The organism is Brevundimonas sp. 'scallop', assembly GCF_011045535.1.
GTDB lineage: Bacteria > Pseudomonadota > Alphaproteobacteria > Caulobacterales > Caulobacteraceae > Brevundimonas > Brevundimonas vesicularis.
On the sequence record NZ_CP039382.1, the window covers coordinates 2,810,086 to 2,831,949 of the forward strand.

28 protein-coding genes are annotated in these 21,864 nt (G+C 64.1%); 12 read left to right on the forward strand and 16 right to left on the reverse strand.

What is annotated here, in order from left to right; translation table 11 throughout:
- Positions 1–64: 64 nt before the first annotated feature.
- On the forward strand, positions 65–1,321 hold the full coding sequence (locus tag E4341_RS14040) for a chromate transporter (RefSeq protein ID WP_157105659.1): 1,257 nt from the start codon (positions 65–67) through the stop codon (positions 1,319–1,321).
- A 3-nt stretch (positions 1,322–1,324) separates the two neighbouring features.
- Entirely contained in the window at positions 1,325–2,299 is a 975-nt protein-coding gene (locus E4341_RS14045; protein WP_205751310.1) for an LppY/LpqO family protein, read from the forward strand.
- Positions 2,300–2,749: 450 nt separating this feature from the next.
- Here E4341_RS14045 and E4341_RS14050 read toward each other — a convergent pair whose 3' ends face one another.
- Positions 2,750–3,331, reverse strand: coding sequence for a class I SAM-dependent methyltransferase (locus tag E4341_RS14050; protein WP_165118089.1), 582 nt, complete (start codon positions 3,329–3,331; stop codon positions 2,750–2,752).
- An 87-nt stretch (positions 3,332–3,418) separates the two neighbouring features.
- Between E4341_RS14050 and E4341_RS14055 the strand changes: the two genes are divergently transcribed.
- Positions 3,419–4,176 (forward strand): IS5 family transposase gene (locus tag E4341_RS14055; RefSeq protein ID WP_156796487.1). Its coding sequence is split into 2 segments (ribosomal slippage): positions 3,419–3,740 and positions 3,740–4,176, totalling 759 coding nucleotides; the frame shifts between segments, so codons are not numbered across the junction.
- Between the two features lie 56 nt (positions 4,177–4,232).
- Here the strand turns inward: E4341_RS14055 and E4341_RS14060 are convergent.
- The 7 genes from E4341_RS14060 to E4341_RS14090 form a co-directional block, all read right to left on the reverse strand.
- Positions 4,233–5,483, reverse strand: a complete 1,251-nt coding sequence (locus tag E4341_RS14060) for a type II restriction endonuclease (protein WP_205751311.1) — start codon at positions 5,481–5,483, stop codon at positions 4,233–4,235.
- On the reverse strand, positions 5,470–5,901 hold the full coding sequence (locus E4341_RS14065) for a very short patch repair endonuclease (protein WP_205751312.1): 432 nt from the start codon (positions 5,899–5,901) through the stop codon (positions 5,470–5,472). The genes E4341_RS14060 and E4341_RS14065 overlap by 14 nt, the downstream gene beginning before the upstream one ends.
- 28 nt (positions 5,902–5,929) lie before the next feature.
- Positions 5,930–7,198, reverse strand: coding sequence for a DNA (cytosine-5-)-methyltransferase (dcm, locus tag E4341_RS14070; RefSeq protein WP_165118095.1), 1,269 nt, complete (start codon positions 7,196–7,198; stop codon positions 5,930–5,932).
- Between the two features lie 125 nt (positions 7,199–7,323).
- Positions 7,324–7,611, reverse strand: coding sequence for a hypothetical protein (locus E4341_RS14075; RefSeq protein ID WP_165118097.1), 288 nt, complete (start codon positions 7,609–7,611; stop codon positions 7,324–7,326).
- A 42-nt stretch (positions 7,612–7,653) separates the two neighbouring features.
- On the reverse strand, positions 7,654–8,274 hold the full coding sequence (locus E4341_RS14080; RefSeq protein ID WP_165118099.1) for a hypothetical protein: 621 nt from the start codon (positions 8,272–8,274) through the stop codon (positions 7,654–7,656).
- Positions 8,275–8,335: 61 nt separating this feature from the next.
- Positions 8,336–8,902 (reverse strand): recombinase family protein, encoded by a 567-nt coding sequence (locus tag E4341_RS14085; RefSeq protein ID WP_165118101.1) that lies wholly within the window; start codon positions 8,900–8,902, stop codon positions 8,336–8,338.
- A gap of 156 nt (positions 8,903–9,058) precedes the next feature.
- Entirely contained in the window at positions 9,059–10,237 is a 1,179-nt protein-coding gene (locus tag E4341_RS14090; RefSeq protein WP_165118103.1) for a zinc-dependent alcohol dehydrogenase, read from the reverse strand.
- Between the two features lie 88 nt (positions 10,238–10,325).
- On the opposite strand from E4341_RS14090, the gene E4341_RS14095 reads away from it, so the two are divergent.
- On the forward strand, positions 10,326–10,484 hold the full coding sequence (locus E4341_RS14095) for a hypothetical protein (protein ID WP_165118105.1): 159 nt from the start codon (positions 10,326–10,328) through the stop codon (positions 10,482–10,484).
- A 36-nt stretch (positions 10,485–10,520) separates the two neighbouring features.
- Here E4341_RS14095 and E4341_RS14100 read toward each other — a convergent pair whose 3' ends face one another.
- The 3 genes from E4341_RS14100 to E4341_RS14110 form a co-directional block, all read right to left on the reverse strand.
- Positions 10,521–10,829: a plasmid stabilization protein gene (locus E4341_RS14100; RefSeq protein WP_165118107.1), complete on the reverse strand. Its 309-nt coding sequence runs from the start codon at positions 10,827–10,829 to the stop codon at positions 10,521–10,523.
- A gap of 20 nt (positions 10,830–10,849) precedes the next feature.
- Positions 10,850–11,032: a hypothetical protein gene (locus tag E4341_RS14105; protein WP_165118109.1), complete on the reverse strand. Its 183-nt coding sequence runs from the start codon at positions 11,030–11,032 to the stop codon at positions 10,850–10,852.
- A gap of 102 nt (positions 11,033–11,134) precedes the next feature.
- Complete coding sequence (locus tag E4341_RS14110; protein WP_165118111.1) at positions 11,135–11,689, reverse strand: sensor histidine kinase; 555 nt, start codon at positions 11,687–11,689, stop codon at positions 11,135–11,137.
- Here E4341_RS14110 and E4341_RS14115 point away from each other — a divergent pair.
- The 6 genes from E4341_RS14115 to E4341_RS14140 all read left to right on the forward strand — a co-directional run bounded on the left by E4341_RS14115 (position 11,676) and on the right by E4341_RS14140 (position 14,999).
- On the forward strand, positions 11,676–12,443 hold the full coding sequence (locus tag E4341_RS14115) for an IS6 family transposase (RefSeq protein ID WP_066521070.1): 768 nt from the start codon (positions 11,676–11,678) through the stop codon (positions 12,441–12,443). The genes E4341_RS14110 and E4341_RS14115 overlap by 14 nt on opposite strands.
- A gap of 20 nt (positions 12,444–12,463) precedes the next feature.
- On the forward strand, positions 12,464–12,907 hold the full coding sequence (locus E4341_RS14120; RefSeq protein ID WP_240893579.1) for a GNAT family N-acetyltransferase: 444 nt from the start codon (positions 12,464–12,466) through the stop codon (positions 12,905–12,907).
- Positions 12,908–12,963: 56 nt separating this feature from the next.
- Positions 12,964–13,206 (forward strand): BolA/IbaG family iron-sulfur metabolism protein, encoded by a 243-nt coding sequence (locus tag E4341_RS14125; RefSeq protein WP_055806947.1) that lies wholly within the window; start codon positions 12,964–12,966, stop codon positions 13,204–13,206.
- 5 nt (positions 13,207–13,211) lie between these two features.
- On the forward strand, positions 13,212–14,114 hold the full coding sequence (locus E4341_RS14130) for an aldo/keto reductase (RefSeq protein ID WP_055806130.1): 903 nt from the start codon (positions 13,212–13,214) through the stop codon (positions 14,112–14,114).
- Between the two features lie 91 nt (positions 14,115–14,205).
- Positions 14,206–14,559, forward strand: coding sequence for a Grx4 family monothiol glutaredoxin (gene grxD / locus E4341_RS14135; RefSeq protein ID WP_017504696.1), 354 nt, complete (start codon positions 14,206–14,208; stop codon positions 14,557–14,559).
- Entirely contained in the window at positions 14,559–14,999 is a 441-nt protein-coding gene (locus E4341_RS14140; protein WP_017504695.1) for a thioesterase family protein, read from the forward strand. The genes grxD and E4341_RS14140 overlap by 1 nt, the downstream gene beginning before the upstream one ends.
- On the opposite strand, the gene E4341_RS14145 is transcribed toward E4341_RS14140, so the two are convergent.
- On the reverse strand, positions 14,983–15,408 hold the full coding sequence (locus tag E4341_RS14145) for a hypothetical protein (protein WP_165118113.1): 426 nt from the start codon (positions 15,406–15,408) through the stop codon (positions 14,983–14,985). The two genes, E4341_RS14140 and E4341_RS14145, sit on opposite strands and share 17 nt — an antisense overlap.
- Positions 15,409–15,690: 282 nt before the next feature.
- On the opposite strand from E4341_RS14145, the gene E4341_RS14150 reads away from it, so the two are divergent.
- Entirely contained in the window at positions 15,691–16,797 is a 1,107-nt protein-coding gene (locus E4341_RS14150) for an NADH:flavin oxidoreductase/NADH oxidase (RefSeq protein WP_165118115.1), read from the forward strand.
- Positions 16,798–16,804: 7 nt separating this feature from the next.
- On the opposite strand, the gene E4341_RS14155 is transcribed toward E4341_RS14150, so the two are convergent.
- From E4341_RS14155 to rpsD, 3 genes are all read right to left on the reverse strand, one after another.
- Positions 16,805–19,156 carry a bifunctional diguanylate cyclase/phosphodiesterase gene (locus E4341_RS14155; protein ID WP_165118117.1) on the reverse strand — a complete coding sequence of 784 codons (2,352 nt, stop codon included), beginning with the start codon at positions 19,154–19,156 and terminating at the stop codon, positions 16,805–16,807.
- A gap of 95 nt (positions 19,157–19,251) precedes the next feature.
- Complete coding sequence (locus E4341_RS14160; RefSeq protein WP_082464942.1) at positions 19,252–19,632, reverse strand: hypothetical protein; 381 nt, start codon at positions 19,630–19,632, stop codon at positions 19,252–19,254.
- A 174-nt stretch (positions 19,633–19,806) separates the two neighbouring features.
- Entirely contained in the window at positions 19,807–20,424 is a 618-nt protein-coding gene (gene rpsD / locus E4341_RS14165) for a 30S ribosomal protein S4 (protein ID WP_055806141.1), read from the reverse strand.
- A gap of 250 nt (positions 20,425–20,674) precedes the next feature.
- Here rpsD and E4341_RS14170 point away from each other — a divergent pair, with 250 nt between their 5' ends.
- Positions 20,675–20,896 carry a hypothetical protein gene (locus E4341_RS14170; protein WP_165118119.1) on the forward strand — a complete coding sequence of 74 codons (222 nt, stop codon included), beginning with the start codon at positions 20,675–20,677 and terminating at the stop codon, positions 20,894–20,896.
- An 11-nt stretch (positions 20,897–20,907) separates the two neighbouring features.
- Here the strand turns inward: E4341_RS14170 and E4341_RS14175 are convergent, their stop codons facing one another.
- Positions 20,908–21,846 carry an MBL fold metallo-hydrolase gene (locus E4341_RS14175; protein WP_165118121.1) on the reverse strand — a complete coding sequence of 313 codons (939 nt, stop codon included), beginning with the start codon at positions 21,844–21,846 and terminating at the stop codon, positions 20,908–20,910.
- Positions 21,847–21,864 lie beyond the last annotated feature (18 nt).

Sequence of the window (21,864 nt, forward strand, 5' to 3'; positions counted from 1 at the left end):
CACCTGAAACTGGAAGTTGGTCTGGTCGGAACGAGGTCCCTGGCGCGACTCCGGGCCTAGCGGCATGAGCGCCGGAACGGACATCAATACGACGGTCGATCTCTCGGAACCGCGCCCGGAGGCCGCGCCGCCCAACCTGACGCATGCGCAGTTGTTCATTCGGTTTCTAAGGTTCGGCTTGCTGGCCTGGGGCGGTCCGGTCGCACAGATCGCCATGGTGCGCCGTGAACTGGTCGACGACGAGCGCTGGATCTCCAGCGAGCGCTTCAACAGGCTGCTGGCAGTGATGCAGGTGCTGCCGGGCCCCGAGGCGCACGAACTCTGCGTCCACCTGGGGATGCGCGCCAAGGGAAGACTCGGGGGCATCCTCGCTGGCCTGGGCTTCATGCTTCCCGGCTTTCTCCTCATGATGGCGCTGTCATGGCTCTATTTCCGTATCGCCCTGATCGACACAGCGCTCGGCGCGGCGTTCCTGGGGATTCAGGCGGCGGTGATCGCGTTGATCGTCGCCGCCGTCCATCGGATCGGAAAGCATATCCTGCTGGACGGTCGCCTGTGGATGCTCGCCATCATCTGCGGCCTGGCAGCCTTCGCCGGCGCTCCGTTCTGGATCACCCTTCCGGCCTCCGGGGCGATCTACGCGCTATGGGCGCTCGGGCTGCGAGTATTCGCTGCGCTTGTCGCCGCCGGGGCGACGGCTCTGACGATTCTGGTAATGCTCTTGGCGCCCGATGCCGCAACGCCAGAGGTCCAAACGGCGATCGGTGACCCCGGCCAAGCGCCCGTTTGGCTGTTGTTCGTTTCCGGCTTAAAGGCCGGCCTCCTCACTTTCGGCGGCGCCTACACCGCGATCCCGTTCGTTCGCAACGACGCCGTGGGTCAAGGTTGGATGAACGATGGCCAATTTCTGGATGGCTTGGCGCTGTCGGGCATCCTGCCGGCGCCTCTGATCATCTTCGCAACTTTCGTCGGCTATTTCGGCGGCGGACCGCTCGGCGCCGTAGCCATGACCGTCGGAATATTCCTCCCGGCATTCGCATTTTCGCTGATCCTCTACGACCGTTTGGAATCGGTGCTGGAAGCCAAGCGGCTGCATGCCTTTTTGGCAGGCGTCTCAGCCGGCGTGGTTGGCCTCATCGCCGCTACGACGATCGACTTGGCGACGGTCACAGCCCAGCGCGTCCCGGATCTGATCATTGGCGTGTCTATCTTCGCGGTCGCTTTGGCGTTGCTCTACACATGGAAGAATAAGCTCAACGTCGTGGTCGCGTTGGCCGCCGCCGGGTTAGCGGGCTGGGTCTTTTTCGCTCCGGCGAGTTAAAGCGTGGCCGACTACAACTATCGTAAGTCCCCCAAGCATCGAATAATCAGTTACGAAACGGAGCGTGCGATGAACCGCAGACATATGGTCCAGATCCTGGCAGTCATGGCGCTATCGCCGACGGCGATAGCGACCAAGGGCGCTGCCCAATCCGACAAGCGGGAGGTCATCTCGTCCGCGGCCGGCGTCCAGGCGACCGTGGCTCCCGACGGTGTCGTGCGCATCGCCTGGTCGCGAACCGACGTCCCGGTGACAGTGGACGGCGCCCCCCTCGCGCCGGCCGCCGGTTTGGGTTCCTGGGCCGCTTTCAAAGCGCACGGCGACGACAATGTCATGCTGATGGGCGACACCGTGGTGTTCGAGGACGAGATCACGGCCGCCATGGACGCCGCCTTCGCCGCCGGGCTGCAGGTCACCGGCCTGCACAATCACTTCATCTTCGACGATCCGCCCGTCTATTTCATGCACGTCGGCGGCACGGGGCCGGCGCACGACCTGGCCACCGGGGTGAAGGCCGTGTGGGACGCCATTCGAGCCGTTCGTGCGGAGACGCCGACACCTCGACGACGCTTTCCTGGATCCACCCCGACCGTTGCCGGAGAGTTCGATGTCGCTTCATTGCGGCGCTATTTCGAAGTCGATCCCGAGCTGAACGGTGGCGTGGTCAAGTTCACCTTGCCGCGCACGGGTCGCATGCATGGCGTCGAAGTCGGAGGATCGATGGGATTGACGACGTGGGCGGCCTTCTCCGGAAGCACCGCGATGGCGACTGTGGCCGGGGACTTCATCATGACCGCTGAGGAGGTGCAGCCGGTGCTCCGGTCGTTACGGGCCGGAGACATCCATGTCGTGGCTTTGCACAATCACATGATTGGGGAGACCCCCGCGTTCTATTTCGTCCACTATTGGGGCAAGGGACCCGCAGAGGACTTGGCCCAGGGAGTCAACGCGGCGCTGGCCGTGCAGAAGGGCTCGTAGAAGGCATCTCGTCGTCCTCAGGCGACATCAATCTTCACTTGTATCACGCCTTTGATGGGGCGCGCCGTTCCTGTGAACTTGCTCCGGCCAGCCTCAACTGGGGGCGGTGATGAACGGGTGAAATGATGAGCTCTCCATGTGAACCGATCTCCGCGTTTGACGCCGAGGCCCTGCGCCTCCGCCCGCGGCTGTGTTCGGCTGTCGAGGGCTTGCGCGGTTTGAAAACGACGAGCGACATAGCGCTTTTATCTCCCCGCGCTGGCATATCGAGAGACAGATCGGGCGTGATCGAGCGACGTGGGGGAGGTTCGTCTTATCGCCGAAGGCGGGCGGCGAACAAGGGTGGAACTGGAGCACCGTCATCTCGACCGGCACGGCGAGGGCCGGGGCCTTGCCGCTGGCGTTCAGTCCGATCAGGGCCGAAGCGGCGCGCTGGGGCGGGTTGGCCTCTCACTCCATCCGACAGAGGCAATACATGAACTGCTGATTCGTACCCCAATGCGTCTCGTGCAACTCCCTAACGCTGTCCAGGAGACGGAACTTCGGCCCAAACTCGCCGTGAAGATGTTCGGCGTCGTAGCGGACTACGTCCAGGCCGCTGCACTTGTCCGGACCGTCCGGCCCGAACGTCGCGACAATCACGTGGCCCCCGGGCCTGACAGAGCGGGCGATCTGCCGAACATATGCGGCTCTGTCGCCTGCGCTGGTCAGGAAGTGGAAGACGGCCCGGTCGTGCCAGACATCGTAGCGAGCCGGTTCCAGCTCAACAGCCGTAATGTCGCCGGTGATCCAATGCACCGCGGCGGCGGACATACCCAGACGGGACTTCGCCACGTCAATCGCCGCCGGGGAGATGTCGAGGACCGTGACGTCGCTGTAGCCCTGCGCGACGAGATCATCGACCAGCGTCGCTTCTCCGCCGCCCACGTCAATGATCGCGCTGCTGGCGGATGGCGCAGAGTCTGCAATGAGCCGTAGCGAAACCTCAAGATGGGGTCGATACCAGCTGACCTCTTCCACCGCCTTGTTCATAAACGGTTTCCCAATGCGTTTGATTAGGCTCAGGACCCATTGATGTGATGTGCTCGATCTGATTCAGGCTCTGTAAGGAGACTGGATATGAGCGACCTCTATTGGCTGACGGACGAGCAGATGGCGCGGCTGCAGCCGCACTTCCCCAAGAGCCACGGCAAGCCCAGGGTGGATGATCGTCGGGTGTTGAGCGGGATCATCTTCGTCAACCGCAACGGGCTTCGCTGGCGTGACGCGCCGCCGGTCTATGGCCCACACAAGACGCTGTACAACCGCTGGAAGCGTTGGAGCGAGGCCGGGATCTTCATCCGGATGATGGAGGGACTGTCCGGCGCTCAGGCCGAACGGCGCACCCTCATGATCGACGCGACCTATCTCAAGGCGCACCGTACGGCTTCGAGCCTCGCGGTAAAAAAGGGGGTCTTGGGCGGCTCATCGGACGCACCAAAGGCGGCATGAACACCAAGCTTCACGCCGTAACCGATGCGAACGGACGCCCCATCAGCCTGTTCATGACGGCAGGCCAGGTCAGCGACTACACCGGTGCTGCGGCCCTGCTGGACAGCCTTCCCAAGGCCCAATGGCTGCTGGGCGACCGGGGCTATGACGCAGACTGGTTCAGGGACGCTTTGGAGGCCAAGGGCATCACGCCCTGCATCCCCGGTCGAAAATCCCGGACCGCGCCTATCCGTTACGACAAGCGCCGGTACAAAAGCCGAAACCGCATCGAAATCATGTTCGGCCGGCTCAAGGACTGGCGTCGCGTCGCCACCCGCTACGATCGGTGCCCGACCGTCTTCCTGTCCGCCATCGCCCTCGCCGCTACAGTGCTATTCTGGCTATGAGTCCTGAGCCTAAGAAACAGGTGCGGATTGACTACTCTCTACAGCAAAGGGAACAGTTAAGCGTGCCCTGCTAGCGGCAACAGCCGCACGTCGCCGATGAAGCTTTCGAGCGTCTGGAGGTGAGGGCGAACGTCCTTCGGGAAGGTATCAGCAATACCGGCTGGTACGACGAGCTGCACGCCAGCATTGGTCATCTCGCGGAACTGCGACTCTGAAACACCCTCCTGCAACGTCAGCAGGTGCTTGGCGGGAATGCGATCGGCTTCGTTGAGGATTTGTCGCCAGCGATCCTTACATGTCGTCTTTACCGCCAGCATCCGGAGTCGGTCGGCCGGAAAGCTCGCATCGCGATAAGCGGCGACCGAGGGAAACAGGAAGTCGGGTCGCTTGCCGGGTTCGGATTCCGGCTGGTGAGCGAAGTGCGTGCCCTCGACCAGCCGTTCTTCAATAAAGATCGCGCGGGCATGGAGTTCCAGCGACCGGCCGGACCTCGCCTTGCGGCGCTGGAGAATGGTCTGGGCACGTGCGATGAAGTCGTCCACCGTCACGAACCCGGCTCGGATGAACGGCAGCTCGATCGCCTGCTCGACGCTTCGGAAAATCTCGAACTCGCAATCGCGGCGACGCACCAGCCGCTTGTCGGGGTCAAGGCCGGCATCGGCACGCAGCTCGACCGCCTTGCGGATGATATCGACGCCAGAGGGGAATTTGGTGCGCCACGCCGCTGGTATTTCATTATCCGCCAGCCAGCAGCTCGCCCGCACCGGCGGGGCCTGCAACAAGCCAAGCAACCCCTCCTGCGCAGGGGGCCACAACAGCCATTTGCCCGGCTCAACCGGCCCGACGCGATCTTCGACCAGATCCTCTTCCGTCTCATGGCGGCAGACCCAGACGTGACAGTCAGCTACCTCGGGAGGCTCAACCTTACTGAACGCAAAAATGGTCAGCGCCCCGGTGCTTTCCGGGTCGAGCAGCGCTGATGCTCCGCCTCCGAAGTTCGTGACCCTCGTTTCATCGCGGCCACGCTTCGCCGTCGTGTCATGATAGTGGTTGTTGTACCAAACCGCCCTCACCTCCCGGTGATCGGCATGAGAATCGACGTACAGGCTGAACCATACGTCGGGGTTCTTCACGTCTTTCCGGTTGAGCGCAGGAAAGAGCGGGAACAGCACCTCGCGGGGGATATAGGGACCGGCCTGATGGGTCTGGTTCGCCAGCGTGTCGTTGCCCGACAGGCGTTTCACGTACCAGACGAAGCCCGGGCCGCCATATTCGTCTAGCCATTCGACAAGATCACCTACCGGCACGCAGCGTTCCCCTGATCTCCCCCTGTTTCCGATCGGAGCGAAGCCAGTCAGCCGCGAGTGGCATGACGGCATCGGCCCCGATCCGGCCGGGGCCTTTCATCGAGCATTCCCAGATTTTCAGCACGCGCCATCCGGCATGGTCAAGCGCGGCTTCCACCTCAGCATCACGTTCCTGATTACGGCCGATCTTCTGCCGCCAGAAATCTTGGCGCGTGCCCGGCCACCGGAACAGCGGGCAGTCGTGCGCGTGCCAGAAACAGCCGTGAATGAAGATGACCGCGCGCCACCGGGGCAGCACCATGTCGGGCTTGCCGGACAGTGCGCGATCGTGAAGCCGGAACCGGAAACCAAGGGCGTGAAGGCCGCGCCGTACCACCAGCTCGGGCTTGGTGTCCTTCCCCCTGATCCCGGCCATCATGCGGCTGCGTGTCGCCGCATCGACTATATCACCCGGCAAGCGCCAGCTTCCGCTGGAGCCGTTCCGGCTCGATCTGCGCGCGATCGACCAGCCACGGCAGCATATGCTCGGCCACTGCCTTCACCACCGGCACGACAACGGCGTTGCCGAACTGGCGATAGGCTTGGGTGTCGGACACGGGGATGATGAAATCCCGGCCGCCAGGTTCATCGAACCCCATCAGCCGGGCGCATTCACGCGGGGTAAGCCGGCGGGGATTCTTCCCTTTCTGCTCGACAAGAATCTCCGAACCGTCCTTGTAGTAGCGCGCCGACAGCGTGCGGGCGACGTCGCCGGGCCCGACCAGCCCGAACCCGAACCCGTTGCCGGCGGCCTTATGCTTGGCCGCGTAGCCCTGAAGGTAGCGCCACAGGTGATCGGTGAGCGTGTACTTCTCCGACACCGACGCGATGTTGCCGCGGGTATAGGGCGCGTCCAGCTCTTCGGTGCCGTCCTCGGGATGCAGGATGGTGCTGAGTTTCGGACCGTTGAGCATGTCGGGCAGCACGAGGTCGGCAAAGGTGAAGTCATTCGGATCGCGGAAGCCGACGATGAAGATGCGCTCGCGCTGCTGGGGCACGAACGCCTTGGAATTGATGACCTTCCAGTGGACCTGATAGCCCAGCTCGGCCGTCAGCGTGCGGTGGATCACCTCGAACGTCCGCCCCTTGTCGTGGTTGACCAAGTTCTTGACGTTCTCCAGCAGGAACGCGCGCGGGCGGTGATGCTGGATGATCTTTGCCACGTTGAAGAACAGCGTGCCCTGCGTCTCGTCGGCAAAACCGTGCGGCCGGTTGAGCGCGTTCTTCTTTGATACGCCCGCGATCGAAAAGGGCTGGCAAGGGAAGCCCGCCAGCAGCAGGTCGTGCGGCGGGATGCTCTCCACCGACACCTTGGTTATGTCGCCGGTGACCTCATGCTCGCAGTCATAATTGGCGAGGTAGGTGGCCTGCGAGTATTTGTCCCACTCGCTGGTGAAGACACATTCGCCATACTCATCGAAGCCGCGGCGCAGGCCGCCAATGCCCGCGAACAGGTCGATAAAACGGAAAGCCTTCGTGCTGGCTGGCACCGCCGCCTGTCGGTGTTCGCGGATCAACGTGTCCAACATCCGCATCGCCGCCTTGCGGGGCAGTGTCTCGCCGCGTTCCCAGCGATATACGGTACGGCGCGAAAATCCCGAACTGGCCGCGAATGCGTCGATGCTGACACCGGCGCTGGTGCGGAGGCGGGAAAAGTCGGAAACGGATGATCGCACGGCAACCTCTGGGAATATTTGTGCCACTCTGTCGTGGCGTTTCCCTATTTTCAAGAACAAAACACGAATTGCGGTGAACTGAGCGAGGTAGTCAGGCAGGTGTTCGGTTCTTGAGGGGTCCGCTGTTATCGGCCCGGATCGGGTGCCATGACGTACAAGGTGCCGCTTCCGCGGGCACGATAGACCACCAATTCCGCTGCATCGCCGCCGCTCGCTATCTGTAGCCAGACAGGCCCCCGACCTGGATCGGGGGCCTGATAGTCGGGCGAGGACTCCAGCAATGCCTGCATTTCACTGGGCAAACGCCGAAACTGCATCGTGCTGGCAGGATGCAGGCCGGTGATGAAGGGCAGCATGTCATGTCCGCTGTGAAGCGTACGGGTGATCGTTTTCAGCTCATCATCGTCGATCATCTGCCGCACCTCACTCCTTCGCGTGCAAAACACAAGGCGTGGTCAGGACAGCGCAGATGACGCCAGTGCCCAGCGCCCCGCTTGGTATCGTTGCGGACGATAGGAAGCTGCGCGTCGTGCCGCAGGGCCGAGGCTTCTGCTGAACCCGCTGCGACGGCCGACAATGCTGCCTTGTGGTGACGGGCGGATTTTCCAGAGACGCGCAAAGTGCGGGTCCATACCCTTCAGGATGTAACGCTTGGCTCCAACGACACGGTAGATGCGGCGGTGCTTTATCGCAGTGGCGCTGTCGATGGCTCCCGCAGTGGCCGCCACCCATTCAGGTACTTGGCGCCAGAACTCACGGATCAGCCCCCGCGGTATATGCACCAGCCAGTGTACGGCGATCTGCCCGCCGGCCGCCTCAAATGCGTAAACGTAGGCCGGCGGTACGCCCTTCCTGTTTTTGGGATGCCGACGAAGCCAACGTGCAAACCAGTCCGACAGGAGGTTGCGGAAGGTCGCGGTCGCGTCGTCGGCCGGGCACTGCGTCTTCGAGTAATTGATTGTGACAAATTGGTTTAGCGGACAACCGATCTGCTCGGCCAGTCGTGTTGCATGATGAATGTTGGCTGCCGGCTTTCTTCCAATCTGGGCCGTTACCCGCTTGCTGCTGTCTTCCACGACCCTGACTCGCTGAGGTTCCCGACCTGTTCCTATCTCAGCCATCTATACTATTGAAGCGTCAGCCTTGCTCCCGATGCTTCCGCAACACGCGCTGCACGGTCGAGCGGGACACGCGGAACAGGCTGGCGAGCTGGGCGGGGGAACCTTGGCCGGCTTCCGCCTTGGCGATGATCTCGGCGCGCTGCTGGCCGGTGAGACTCGGTCGACGGCCAAGGTGCCGGCCGGCGCTGCGTGCGTGTGCCAAGCCGTTTATGGTCCGCTCCCGGATCATGGCGCGCTCGAACTCGGCGAACGCGCCCAGCATCTGCGTCATCAGCCGGCCTGGCGCGGTGGTGGTGTCGATCGCCTCGGTCAACGATCGGAAACCAGCACCGGCCGCGGTGATCGCCTCCAGCGTGAACAGAAGGTCGCGGAGGGATCGCGACAGTCGATCAAGCTTCCACACCACCAACACGTCGCCGGGCTTCAACGCGCCGATCGCGCGCGCCAGCTCGGGACGGTCAGCTCGGCCGCCCGATGCCTCCTCCTGATAAATGGGATCGCACCCCGCATCGCGGAGCGCGCGAAGCTGAGGGTCTATGTCTTGGGAGTCACCTCGGGACACGCGAGCATAGCCAGTTTCCATGCCGTCATTCTGACATGGGGTTTTGACACCTGCAAACCCTTGAAAAAGCTGGGGCAGGGTGCCGGTGTCAAAACCGACCGGTTATGACACTCGCCAAAACCACGGCTCATAAGGAAGCCCGCGCACCGCTTGACGGTACGCGGGCTCTAAGTCATTTCAACCGTGCGGGCGCATCACCACCTTGATGACGCCGTCTTCCTTATCCCGAAACTTTTTGTACATCTCGGGAGCGTCCTCGAGACTGGCCGGGTGAGTAATTACAAAGCTGGGGTCAATTTCGCCAGCTTCAATGCGTGCCATCAGCGGCGCGGTGTAGGCTTGGACGTGGGTCTGGCCAGTTTTGATCGTCAGCCCCTTGTTCATCATCGCGCCGAGCGGGACCTTGTCGCCCATCCCGACATAGACGCCGGGGATCGAAACGGTGCCGCCCATCCGGCAGCTCATGATCGCTTCTCGCAGCACATGGATGCGGTCGGTGGCAAGGCCGACCGTGGCCTTGGCCTTGTCGAGAACCGCATCGACCGAGCCATGCCCGGCAGCTTCGGCGCCCACCGCGTCGATGCAGCTGTCAGGCCCGCGGCCCTTGGTGCGGAATTGCAACTCGTCATAGACATTGTCGACTTCGGCGAAGTTGATCGTTTCGGCACCGCCGGCTTCAGCCATGGCGAGGCGTTCGGGCACTTCGTCGATCGCGATCACGCGACCGGCACCGAGCATCAGCGCCGAGCGGATCGCGAACTGGCCGACCGGACCGCAGCCCCAGATCGCGACGGTGTCGCCTTCCTCGATATTGGCATTCTCGGCGGCCATGTAACCGGTCGGGAAGATGTCCGAGAGGAACAGCGCCTGCTCATCGGTGACATTGTCGGGCACTTTGATCGGGCCGAAATCGGCCATCGGCACGCGCAGATATTCGGCCTGGCCACCGCAATAGCCGCCCAGCATGTGGCTGAAGCCGAACAGGCCGGCGGGCGAATGGCCCATCGCCTTGATCGCCATTTCGGCATTGGGGTTGGTCGTGCAGCAGGCCGAAAACAGTCCCTTCTTGCAGAACCAGCACTCGCCGCAGCTGATCGTGAACGGCACCACCACGCGGTCGCCGATTTTGAGGTTCGTCACCTCCGAGCCCAGCGCTACGACCTCGCCCATATTCTCATGGCCCAGAATGTCTCCGCTCTCCATGGTCGGCTGATAGCCATCGAGCAGGTGGAGATCCGATCCGCATATCGCGCAGGCCGTAACCTTGATGATGGCATCCCGAGGATGCTTGATTTCGGGATCGGCAACGGTGTCTACCCGAACGTCACCTTTTCCATGCCAACATAGTGCGCGCATTATTGTTCTCCGACGTTATTACCGAAGAACGCTCAGGATCGGCGATCGTTCCGGTCTGCCGGGATCGATCGCCACATCATCCTGGAAGGTGCTTACCTACGAAACCGATCAAGGCGGCTATGTCGTCGATCTCGACAAGGACATGCTCGAAAAGGCGCCGTCCTACCGCTCGGGCGACGAACCCCGCTACGACCGCGCCTATGGCGAGCAGGTCAACAGCTACTACGGCGTCGGCGGCTACATTTGATCTTCGCAGGGGCGGCGGTCATGCCGTCGCCCCGCTTCATTTCTTCTCGGCGTTCCGCTTGCGGGTCGCTGCGCCCTTCTTGGCTGATGCAGAACGATCAGCGGCCGACCGGTGCGCCGATGCTTCGCCGCCCTTCTTGCCACCCTTCTCGGAGGACTCGTGCGTGTCGGGCTTGCCACGGCCGGACCCGGACTTGTTGCCCCCGCCGCTCTCCTTGTTGACAGTCGCCCAGGCGCGACGCTCGGCTTCGTCCTTAGGAGTGCCGCGATCCTCGTAGCCTTCCTCGATATGCTCGGCTTTGCGCTTCTGCTTGTCGGTATATTTGTCCTTGTCGCCCTGCGGCATCGTCCCTGTCCTCCCTATTATCAGCTTGAACGAATTGTCAGCTTCGGACGAGTCTGAGCTAGACGCAACTCGCGCGCCTGAGCCTCATATTCGATCGCGAGCAGCCGATGCGCCGATGCAGCCTCGGTACTGGCGCTGGCTTCAGCCGCTGCGGCTTCCTCGCGGGCGCGGCGTTCATAGTATTCAAGGTTATCGTTAGTCATAAAGGCTCCGGCATTTATCCATTACAAGGTTCAACTGCTGGTTCTCTAGGATGCGTTTCGCTTCGCCTGACAGGTCCGGCCTGATTGGCTGTTCCGGGAGCATCAAGCTCCACCAGATTGGACGGCCACCCTGATCTCGAACACTTTCGATCCGGGAGGGGGCGGAATGAACAACCCCCCGATCGATGCCACCAATCGCTTCACCAGCCCAAGCCCGAGACCATCACCGCTGCGGCTCGTAGCTTCGGGGAAGGGAAGACCATCGTCATCGACCATGATCGTCACCTCACGGCCGGGACTTCCGCCGGCCGTGATGCGGATGTGCCCGCTTTTCCCTTCCTCGAACGCGTGCTTGATGGCGTTCGTCGCCAGCTCATTCACGACAAGCGCCAAGGTAGTGATCTGGTGGGGGGAAAGGCCGTGAACCTCTTGTTCGACCTGCATCGAAATCAGGATGGAGCGCGGCTCGGCCTGCGCGTGCAAGGCCTCGCACACCTGCCGCAATGCTCCGCCGATCGACGGCTGACGGTCCTGGCTCAACGCGCTGCGCGCGCGCGCAAGAATGGAAACGCGCTCCATGAGGCTCTGTTGCAAACTGATCCGATTTTCGGTGATCTGTCTTGCCGAGAGTGAGGGTGGCGCGATGTCAGGGTTCAAAGGGCGGCATTTTGAGGGTGAGATCGTGCTTTGGGCGGTGCGATGGTACTGCCGGTATGGCATCAGCTACCGGGATCTTGAGCAGATGATGGGCGAACGTGGCGTGAATGTTGACCATTCCACGATCTACCGCTGGGTTCAGAGATACGCCCCGGAGATCGAGAAGCGGCTGCGCTGGCAATGGCGCCGCCCTGCCTCGACGAGTTGGCGGGTCGATGAGACCTATATCAAGGTTCGTGGTGCCTGGACGTATCTGTATCGCGCGGTCGACAAGGACGGGAACACGATCGATTTTTATCTCTCGCCAACGCGGAATACGAAGGCTGCGAAGCGTTTCCTGGGCAAGGCGCTGGGCGGGTTGAAGGACTGGGAGAAACCCGAGATCATCAATACCGATAAGGCGCCGACCTACACCGCCGCCATTGCTGAACTGAAAGCGGAAGGCAAATGTCCCAAGGATACCCAGCATCGCCAGGTGAAGTATCTGAACAACGTCGTTGAGGCTGACCATGGCAAGCTGAAGCAGCTGATCCGGCCGGTGCGGGGTTTCAAGACACTGAAGACGGCGTATGCGACGATCAAAGGCTTCGAGGTGATGCGGGCCCTGCGCAAGGGACAGGCAGCTGCCTTCAATCTCACCCGCGACATTTGCGGCGAGGCGCGGCTGGTCGAGCGTGCCTTCGGCCTCGGCGCTTGCGCCCTCACCGAAGCCATTCAACTCATCGGCAAACGGATGGAACTTGAAGCAGCCTAATGGGCACCGCTCGAACAGCCATGAGACGAACTGCGCCCGTCATCACAGTTTGCAACAGAGCCCTGGGGCGCGAAGAGGTGTGGTTCCGGCTTCTGCGCGATCTCGGCCATTGGGCGGCGATGGGCCATGGCAACTGGACGATCCGGCTGCGGGACGGCGGCGCCTATCTGGGCAGCGTCGGGGTGTTCGACTATCGCCGCGAGCTGGAGCCGCCGTTCCATGCGCCGGAGCTGGGCTGGGGCGTGGCGCCGAGGTTTCAGGGGCGGGGCTATGCGGCCGAGGCCCTGACGGCGGCCCTGGCCTGGACCGACCGGAGGCTGAAGGGGCGAACCGTCTGCATGATTTCGCCCGAGAACCTGGCCTCGCTGAAGCTGGCGGCGCGGGTCGGTTATCGCCCCTATGCGACGACGACTTACAAAGACCAGCCGGTGAAGTTGTTCGAACGGCAGCGCTACGGAGCGTAGGTCGGCATTAAGGATTACCGGGCAAACTAGCGTCCAACGAAGTGTGAGTGCCCGTCATGCCCATGTCCGTGGAAACGCTGCGCCAGCATCTGGTCGAAGCCTTCGCCGACGCCGAGATCGAGATCGAGGATCTGGCGGGCGACGGCGACCACTATCGCGCGCGGATCGTGTCGAGCGCCTTCGCCGGCCTGCCGCGCGTGCGCCAGCACCAGATGGTCTATGCCGCGCTGAAGGGTCAGATGGGCGGCGAACTGCACGCCCTGGCGCTTGAGACCTCCGCGCCGGTCAAGGAGGGCTGACGGCCATGCGCTATCGCCCTTTCGGCGTCTCCGGCGCCGCCATCTCCAACCTGACGCTCAGCTTCGGCGCCGACGTGCTGAAGCGCGGGCGCGAGGCCGGGCTGGACCTGCTGTATTCGGCGCTCGAAGCCGGGGTGAACAGCTATCGGCTGGAGACCGCCGACCCGGTGGCGGCCGAGGTGCTGGGCGAGGCCTTGTCGCACGTCGACCGCAAGCTGGTCTATGTCAGCCTGACCCTGGGCGCCGGCGACGGCCGCGACCAGCAGCGCGACTTTTCGGCCCAGGGGATGACGGCGGCCATCGACCGGGTGCTGCACTTCTCGGGGCTGGGCTGGATCGACGTGGCAGTGCTGCACGAGCCGGGCGAGACCGAACTGGCGCAATCGTCTCTCAGCGCGCTGAAGGCCATGCGCGCCACCGGACGGATCAAGCTTTTGGGCATCGCCGGCGGCGGCGACGTGATGGACGCCTATGTGTCGACAGGGGCGTTCGACGCCCTGCTGACGCCATTCGACATCAACGCCGACTGGAAGATCCGAAACCGCATCCGCTCGGCGCGCGAGCAGGACATGGCGGTCTTCGCCTATGACTTCTACGCCGACCGGCGCGCGCGGGCGCCCGATGCGCCGATCTTCAAAAAGGGTCTGTTCGGCTTCGGCAAGGACAAGCGTCCCGTCGATACGCCCAAGAAGGACGCCTTCGGCTTCTTGTACCGCACCCAAAACTGGACGGCCGAGGCGATCTGCCTGTCCTACGTGCTGACCGACCCGTCGGTATCCAGCGTGATCGTCAATCCGACCGACACCGATCGGTTGGCGACATTGGCCGCCGCGCCCGAGCGGGACATGCCGCCGGGCTTGGCTGCGCAGATCGAGATGGCGCGCGTCGTGGCCAATCAGGCGGCCTGACCGTACTTCCCGGCTGTGCAGAACGTCGCGGACGCCTTGACCGCGCCCGTTTGGCTCCCTAGCTGACGGGCTTCACGAAAGGCCCGTATCCGTGACCGACACCGCCCAAGCCGCCGATCCCGTCCACGCCTTCATCGGCGAAACCGTCGCCCAGAACGACGTGGTTTTGTTCATGAAGGGCACGCCGGACCAGCCGCGCTGCGGCTTCTCGTCCCTCGCGGTGCAGATCCTGGACCATGTCGGCGCCGGCTTCGTGGGCGTGGACGTGCTGCAGGACGAAGCCCTGCGCGAAGGCATCAAGAGCTTCACCGACTGGCCCACCATTCCGCAGCTCTATGTGAAGGGCGAGTTCGTGGGCGGATCGGACATTATCCGCGAGATGTTCCAGGCGGGCGAACTTCAGGCCCTGATGGTCGAGAAGGGCGTGCCGCTCGGCGAGGCCTGATGGCCAGGAAGACCCTCACGCCGCGCGAGGACCGCGAGGTCTTTGTCGTGCCGCTGGACGTGCGGCCCGAGCACATCGACGCCAACGGCCACGTCAACAACGTCGTCTATGTCGGCTGGCTGCAGGATGCGGGCACGGCCCACTGGAATGCGCGCTTCGACGAGGCGACGCGGGCGAAATGGTCGTGGGTCGCGACCCGGCATGAGATCGATTATCTGCGCGGCATCGAGCCGGGCGCAGAGGGCGTAGTCGCTCGCACCTGGGTCGGCGATCCGCAGGGACCGCGCTTCACCCGCTATGTCCGCATCGAGGACGCCCAAGGCCGCGTCTGCGCCCAGGGCGTCACCGAATGGGTGCTGGTGGACGCTGCGACCCTGAGACCGCAGCGCATTCCGCCAGACATGCTGGTCGTGTTCGAGACGCCTACTTCAGCGCATTGAGGATGCGGGCCGGCGTGCCGGGCTCCAAGCCCAGGTCGGCATAGGTCCAGCGCAGCTCGACGCCGTCCGGGACCAGGGCCTTGCACAGGTCCTGCTTGGTGCGGCGAAGCGTGATCTCGGCCGGCGAGCCGTCCGACACCGACACTTCGAAATCCGACGCCTGGGTGCAGCCGTTCGAATCGACGCGCGCGACCAGGGCGCCGTCGGCGAACCGGGCTTCGCGGATGGCCTCGGCCGGCGGGGCGTCGTCGCGGCGCAGGTTCACCGAGACGTTTTCGCCCGCGTCGCTGTCATAGATGACGCAGGCCGACAGCAGCGGCACGACCAGGGCCGCGACCGCCAGACCCTTGATCATCTGGCCCTTGATCATCTGGCCCTTGATCATCGGGCCCTTGACCAGGCTGCGCATCACTGACCCGAGGCCGGCGCGGTGATGACGCGCGTGGTCGGCTTTTCAGTCGAGACGATGATACAGCCCGACAGCAGCGGGGCGGCGATGGCGACGGCGAGAGCGAGACGAAGCATTGGTGTGTTCCCCAGTTGAAGCTTGACCCTTTTGTGCCGCGTGGGCCGGGCGCGCACACGTGAATAATCGGAAAGCTGGGTGAACAATCGGAAAGGATCGGGGTTGAACGTGACCGCAACCGCCATAGCTACAGTCCCCCCTCTCCTGCCCCACGGATCGCCTTTCATGAGCCAGCTGTTCTCGCCCCGCGCCGTCGGCCCCCTGACGCTGAAGAACCGCGTCGCCATCGCGCCGATGTGCCAGTATTCGGCCATCGACGGCGTGCCCCAGCCCTGGCACGTGCAGCATCTGGGACGACTGGCGATCTCCGGCGCGGGACTGGTCATCGTCGAGGCGACGGGGGTCGAGGCGGCAGGACGGATCACGCCGGACGACACCGGCCTGTGGAACGACGCGCAGGAAGAGGCCTTCACCCGGATCATCCGCGACATCCGCACCTACAGCGACACGCCGATCGGCGTCCAGCTGGCCCACGCCGGACGCAAGGCCTCGACCAGCGCGCCGTGGAAGAGCGGCGGCGCCCTGAAGGCCGAAGACGGCGCGTGGGAAACCTTCAGCGCCTCGGCCGAACCGTTCAAGGATGACTGGCACACGCCGACCGCCATGACCCCGGCCGACATGGACCGCGTGGTCGCCGCCTTCGAGGACGCGGCGCGGCGGGCGGACCGGGCCGGGTTCGATCTGGTCGAACTGCACGCCGCCCACGGCTATCTGCTGACCCAGTTCCTATCGCCCCTGTCCAACCACCGCACCGACGATTACGGCGGATCGTATGAGAACCGGGCGCGCTTCCCGCTGCGGGTCGCCCAGGCCCTGCGCGACGCCTGGCCCCGGACCAAGGCGCTTGGCGTACGCTTCAACGGCTCGGACTGGGTCGAGGGCGGCATCGCCCTGGACGAGGTGACGGCCCTTGGTCAGGCGCTGCACGACATGGGCTATGACTATCTGCACCTGACGTCGGGCGGGAACGTTGCGCAGGCGAAGATTCCGGGCGGCGAGCCGGGCTATCAACTGCGGTTCGCCCAGGCCGTGAAGGCGGCGACGCCTCAGGCCAATGTGATGGCCGTCGGCATGATCTTCGATCCGCAGCAGGCCGAGGACATCGTAGCGTCCGGTCAGGCGGACTTCATAGCCATTGCACGCGCGGCGCTGGACGACCCGCACTGGGCGCACCATGCAGCCGTAGCCCTGGGCGAGGACGAAGGCCTGCCGGTCCAGTATCGCGGCGCCGGCAAGGGCGTTTGGCCGGCATACGGCAAGGCCGACGTTTAAGGCCTGATCAGGCGGCCTTTTCCATCGACGGATCGACGGCCCATAGAACGCGTGCAGCGGCTTGAACCTCTGCATCGGCCGTCTTTTGCGGGCGGCCGAGCAGATAGCCCTGGACCTCGTCGCAGCCCTGGTCGCGCAGGAAGGCCAGCTGCTCCAGCGTCTCGACGCCCTCGGCCAGGACGGGGATATGCAGGCTCTCGCCCAGGGCCAGGACGGCGCGAATGATGGCGGCCGATTGAGGTCCGCCGTCCAGTTCGGACATGAAGGAGCGATCCAGCTTGATCTTGTCGAACGGGAAGGCGCGCAGGGTCGACAGCGATGAATAGCCGGTGCCGAAGTCGTCCATGGCGATGGAGACGCCCAGCAGCTTCAACTGACGCAGGACGTGGGTCGTGCGCTCCATGTCGGTGATCATGGCCGTCTCGGTGATCTCCAGCTCAAGCCGCGACGGCGCCAGGCCGGTCTCCACCAAGACCTGATGCACCAGGCGCGGCAGGTCGACGTGGCCTAGCTGCACCGGCGACAGGTTGACGGCGATCTTGTGCGGTTCGGTCCAGCTGGCGGCCTCGGCGCAGGCGGTGCGCAGCACCCATTCGCCGATCGGCAGGATCAGACCGTTCTCTTCAGCCAGAGGAATGAAGTCGGCCGGCGAAATGAAGGTCCCGTCCGGCTGGATCCAGCGCAGCAGCACCTCGTAACCCGTGATGTCGCCGGTATCGACGGCGGCCTGCAGCTGCCAGTTCAGGCTGAACTGGCCCTGATCCAGAGCCTCGCGCATCTGCTGGGCCATGCGACGGCGATTGCGCACCGCCTCGTCCATCTCCTCCTCGTAGAAGCAGACGTCGGTCCCCAGCGAGGCCTTGGCGCGGTACATCGCTAAGTCTGCGTCATTGATTAGGGCCGACGGATCGTGGGCGTCGTCGGGCCAGATCGCGATGCCGGTGCTGAGACCGCAGGCGACCTCGGCATGGTCCAGCACGACCGGGGCGGTGACGGCGTCGCGCAGGCGCGCGACCAGATCCAGGGCGTCGTCCTTGTGCTGGATCGGCACGACGGCGACGAACTCGTCCCCGCCCAGGCGGGCGATGAACTCGTCGTGGCGCAGGCAGGCGCGCATCCGTTCGGCGATCTGGATCAGCAGTTGGTCGCCGGCGGCATGGCCGTGAACGTCGTTTACCTCCTTGAACCGGTCCAGGTCCATGGCCAAGAGGGCGACCTTGCTCGGAACGGTCAGATCGGCGGTCTGGCGCGTCAGCCATTCCAGGAAGGACGAACGGTTGGGCAGGCCGGTCAGGCCGTCGTTGCGCGCCAGATGGGCGATGCGACGCTCCTGCGCCTGACGCATGCGCAGATCGCGCACGGCGTAGATCATGACGTGATCCATACCGCAGTCGCGGCGCACGGCGATCTCGACGGGGATGTCCGCCCCGCCTTCGGCGACCAGTTTGGACTGGCTCAGGCCGTTGACCGCCAGATCGGCGACGCCGGCGATCCAGCGCGACAGCGGTTCGCCGATCAGGGCGTGGTGAGGGACACCCGCCAGATCGGCGAAGGCGGCGTTGGCGGCCAGGATCACGCCGTCCTGTTCGACCACCATGCCATCGACGCTGCCCTCGATCAGGTGATCCAGGCGCGCCTTGGCCTGCAGACGGGACTGGACGTCCAAGGCGTGGCTGGCGACGCCGGTGCCCAGCATCATCAATCCGACGGCGGAGACGGCGAAGGCCAGGACCAGATTGGTCGATCCGACGGCGCCCATATCGACCAACGCACCGACCGGTACGATCGTCATGGCGGCCATGCCGGTAAAGTGCAGGGCCACGATGCCCAGGACCATCAGCACGACCGGGACGACCTTGCCGGACTGTCGGGCGCGATTGAACGCCAGGGCGCCCAGGACGACAGCCCCCGCCACGGAGGCGGCGACATAGGGGGCCGACCAGTGGATGACGGCGTCGGTCGCAAAGGCCGCCATTCCGGTATAGTGCATGGCCACCACGGTCAGGCCGAACAGCACGCCGCCGATCTCGGCCGAGGCCGGCATCCGGCGCGAGGCCACCCAGAGCGCCAGCGCGCTGCCGGCGATGGCGACGCCCAGGGACAGGCCGGTCAGCACGGGGCCGTAGCTGATGGTGACGCCGGGCTCATAGGCGATCATCGCTACGAAGTGGGTGCACCAGATCGTCGCCCCGGTCGCCACCGCGCCCATGAAGGCCCAGGCCAGACGCGTGCCCTTTTCGGCGGCGCGCAGGCGGCGATACAGGCGGAAGGTGATGATCGAACCGATCAGGCACAGGCCGGCGGCCAACGCGACGAGCCAGAGATTATGGTCGTCGGTCAGGCAGGTGAAGAAGCGCATGAAGCTACAGACCTTGGGGGGACGGTCTGTCGTCGTAACGGACGTTGCTTAATCAGACGCGCTCGAACAGGCTTAACGAAACGCTACGGCCGTTTTCAGGAGCGGGGCATCTGATAGGGGTTGTTGACGCTGACAGGCGAGCCGGGCGTCAGGCCCAGTTCCTCGAACGACCACTTCAGCTCGACACCCTGGACCAAGTCCTGCTTGCACTTGTCCTCGTCGATGCGGCGCAGGGTGATGACGGCGCTGCCGCCCTGCAGGCTGACGATCGGGATCAGGTCTTCCTTGGCCGTGCAGCCGTTCGAACTGACCCAGAAGACGGCCTGGTCCTTGGTGAAGGCGGCGGCGTGGATCGGCTCCAGCGCGCCGGGCATGCCCGCGGTGGAGACAGTCGGCTCGCCGCGGCTGGCGCAGGCGGCCAGGCCCGCCGATGCGGCGGCGATCAAAGCCAAGCGTTTCATGATGGAGTCGCGCAACTGACGACCTCCCCTGCCTCAAAGCCTGAACCGGCCGAGAATGCGCCTGTTCGCCCTTGGAGGGAACAGGATAAAAAACGAAAGGCCCCGGACGAATCCGAGGCCCTCCAAACTCAAATCCAGAAGCGGCTCAAGTAGGCCGAAGGCCGATAGCCGCTCTGAAGAAAACTCCGCTTACGAAGCGTAGTATTCGACGACCAGGTTCGGTTCCATCTTCACGGCGTACGGCACGTCCGACAGTTCCGGCACGCGGACGTAGCGAACCGAGAACGAGCGGTCCGACAGTTCCAGGTAATCCGGCACATCGCGTTCCGACGACTGCTGGGCTTCAAGCACCAGAGCCATGTTACGCGACTTTTCCTTCACGGTGACGACGTCTTCCGGCTTCACGCGGTAGGAGGCGATGTCGACCTTCTTGCCGTTGACCAGGACGTGGCCGTGGCTGACGAACTGGCGGGCGGCCCACACGGTCGGGACGAACTTGGCGCGGTAGACGACGGCGTCCAGGCGCGATTCCAGCAGACCGATCAGGTTTTCCGAGGTGTTGCCCTTGCGACGGGCGGCCTCGTCGTAGGTCTTGGCGAACTGTTTCTCGGTGATGTTGCCGTAGTATCCCTTCAGCTTCTGCTTGGCCTTCAGTTGCAGACCGAAGTCCGAAACCTTGGACTTGCGACGCTGGCCGTGCTGGCCGGGACCGTAAGAACGCTTGTTGACCGGCGACTTGGCGCGGCCCCACAGGTTCTCACCCATGGCCCGGTCGATCTTGTACTTGGCGCTGTGGCGCTTGGACATTCTATTCTCTTTTCGACGATACGGCCCGGCATCCCCTGGATTGGGAATGCGATCTCAACGGCGGTCCACGCATCTTCCGTCATTCATCCCGGCCCCGCCGAAGCGGACCCGTGGAAGGCGGCGCTTATGGCCAGCGGGGGCGGCGGAGTCAAGCACGGCGGGCCGTTAAGCACGATGGAATGGAACGATCCCGTCGCCCCACCCTTCCCTTGACGCAACCGAACCACGCATGAGGACAAGGAGGAGTGGAATGCAGACCGAACCTAACAGCTTTCAGACCGGCCTGTCCGACAAGGCCATGGAAACACTCAAGAAGCAGCTCGTCGATCTGGTCGAGCCTTTGAGCGACCACCAACTGCTCGATCTCGCCGACGGCATCCATGAGATGCTGCGCCAGCGCCGCATGGTTCGCCAGCACCATGCCGAGCGCATGAACGAGCGCACCCGGCACGGCGTGGATCTTCGCATCTAGTCCTTCGCGGCCTAATCCTTCGCGGACTGGGCTTCGGAGATGAACATGGCGCGACCTTCGCGGGTCGCCACCTTGCCCAGGCCCGGGAAGGGGAAGTGATAGGCGTAGATGTGGGCGCCGGAGTTGCGCAGCGCCGTCACCTCGTCCAGCCGCGCCTTCAGGCCTGCCGCCTGGTCGTCGTCATAGCCGACCTTCCAGTCCGGATGTTCGACCGACAGGATCCAGTGATGCATCAGGTCGCCGGTGTAGAGCAGCTGGTTCTGGCCGTCGGCGATCAGATAGGCGACGTGGCCCGGCGTATGGCCGGCCGTGTCCTGGGACTGGACGCCCGGCGCGACCTCGCCGCCCGACTCGAAGGCCTGGACCTTGGGCGTGATGATCCGCACCAGATCGGCCAGTTCGGGATTGGCGCGGATGGACGCCCATTCCGCCTGCGACATCCGGATCGCCGCATTGGGGAAGGCCAGGCCGCCGTTTCGGATCAGGCCGCCGACATGGTCCGGGTGGCCGTGCGAGATTAGCACGTCGGTGATCGAGGCCGGATCGACGCCCGCCTTTTGCAAGCTGTCCATCAACTGGCCCTTGCCCTCGCCCAGGCCCGTGTCGAACAGCATCGTGCGGGCGCCGTTCCTGACCAGAAGCGGATGGATTTCCAGCATGATCGGATCGGCCGGCTGTCCGGCGGCGGTGAGCGGCGCGGCGACCGCCTGCGGCGTCAGGCCGACGCCGAAGGTCTGGTTGTCGTTCTTGACCGGGTTCTCGCCGTCGAACAGGGCGATGGCGTCCAGCGCGCCGATCTTGAAGCGATAGACCGGCTTCTCGGCCGGGGCCGCGACGGTCTGGGTGGGGTTGGGCGGCGCGGGATCGCCGGGCTTCTGTGCGTTTGCGTTGGGGTTACAGGCCGCCAACATCAGGGCCGCGAAAGCAGCCCCCGTCATCATCATCCGCATCGCTTCGATCTCCGTTTG

What these genes read in the sequence shown, in the direction of transcription:
- E4341_RS14125 (WP_055806947.1), top strand. Translation starts at nt 12,964, where the DNA reads ATGCCCATGTCCGTGGAAACGCTGCGCCAGCATCTGGTCGAAGCCTTC.
- E4341_RS14050 (WP_165118089.1), bottom strand. Translation starts at nt 3,331, where the DNA reads ATGAACAAGGCGGTGGAAGAGGTCAGCTGGTATCGACCCCATCTTGAG.
- E4341_RS14040 (WP_157105659.1), top strand. Translation starts at nt 65, where the DNA reads ATGAGCGCCGGAACGGACATCAATACGACGGTCGATCTCTCGGAACCG.
- E4341_RS14140 (WP_017504695.1), top strand. Translation starts at nt 14,559, where the DNA reads ATGGCCAGGAAGACCCTCACGCCGCGCGAGGACCGCGAGGTCTTTGTC.
- E4341_RS14155 (WP_165118117.1), bottom strand. Translation starts at nt 19,156, where the DNA reads ATGCGCTTCTTCACCTGCCTGACCGACGACCATAATCTCTGGCTCGTC.
- E4341_RS14130 (WP_055806130.1), top strand. Translation starts at nt 13,212, where the DNA reads ATGCGCTATCGCCCTTTCGGCGTCTCCGGCGCCGCCATCTCCAACCTG.
- rpsD (WP_055806141.1), bottom strand. Translation starts at nt 20,424, where the DNA reads ATGTCCAAGCGCCACAGCGCCAAGTACAAGATCGACCGGGCCATGGGT.
- E4341_RS14075 (WP_165118097.1), bottom strand. Translation starts at nt 7,611, where the DNA reads ATGATCGACGATGATGAGCTGAAAACGATCACCCGTACGCTTCACAGC.
- E4341_RS14105 (WP_165118109.1), bottom strand. Translation starts at nt 11,032, where the DNA reads ATGACTAACGATAACCTTGAATACTATGAACGCCGCGCCCGCGAGGAA.
- E4341_RS14090 (WP_165118103.1), bottom strand. Translation starts at nt 10,237, where the DNA reads ATGCGCGCACTATGTTGGCATGGAAAAGGTGACGTTCGGGTAGACACC.
- E4341_RS14065 (WP_205751312.1), bottom strand. Translation starts at nt 5,901, where the DNA reads ATGATGGCCGGGATCAGGGGGAAGGACACCAAGCCCGAGCTGGTGGTA.
- E4341_RS14085 (WP_165118101.1), bottom strand. Translation starts at nt 8,902, where the DNA reads ATGGAAACTGGCTATGCTCGCGTGTCCCGAGGTGACTCCCAAGACATA.
- E4341_RS14150 (WP_165118115.1), top strand. Translation starts at nt 15,691, where the DNA reads ATGAGCCAGCTGTTCTCGCCCCGCGCCGTCGGCCCCCTGACGCTGAAG.
- E4341_RS14145 (WP_165118113.1), bottom strand. Translation starts at nt 15,408, where the DNA reads ATGCGCAGCCTGGTCAAGGGCCCGATGATCAAGGGCCAGATGATCAAG.
- E4341_RS14120 (WP_240893579.1), top strand. Translation starts at nt 12,464, where the DNA reads ATGAGACGAACTGCGCCCGTCATCACAGTTTGCAACAGAGCCCTGGGG.
- E4341_RS14170 (WP_165118119.1), top strand. Translation starts at nt 20,675, where the DNA reads ATGCAGACCGAACCTAACAGCTTTCAGACCGGCCTGTCCGACAAGGCC.
- E4341_RS14115 (WP_066521070.1), top strand. Translation starts at nt 11,676, where the DNA reads ATGTCAGGGTTCAAAGGGCGGCATTTTGAGGGTGAGATCGTGCTTTGG.
- E4341_RS14175 (WP_165118121.1), bottom strand. Translation starts at nt 21,846, where the DNA reads ATGCGGATGATGATGACGGGGGCTGCTTTCGCGGCCCTGATGTTGGCG.
- E4341_RS14100 (WP_165118107.1), bottom strand. Translation starts at nt 10,829, where the DNA reads ATGCCGCAGGGCGACAAGGACAAATATACCGACAAGCAGAAGCGCAAA.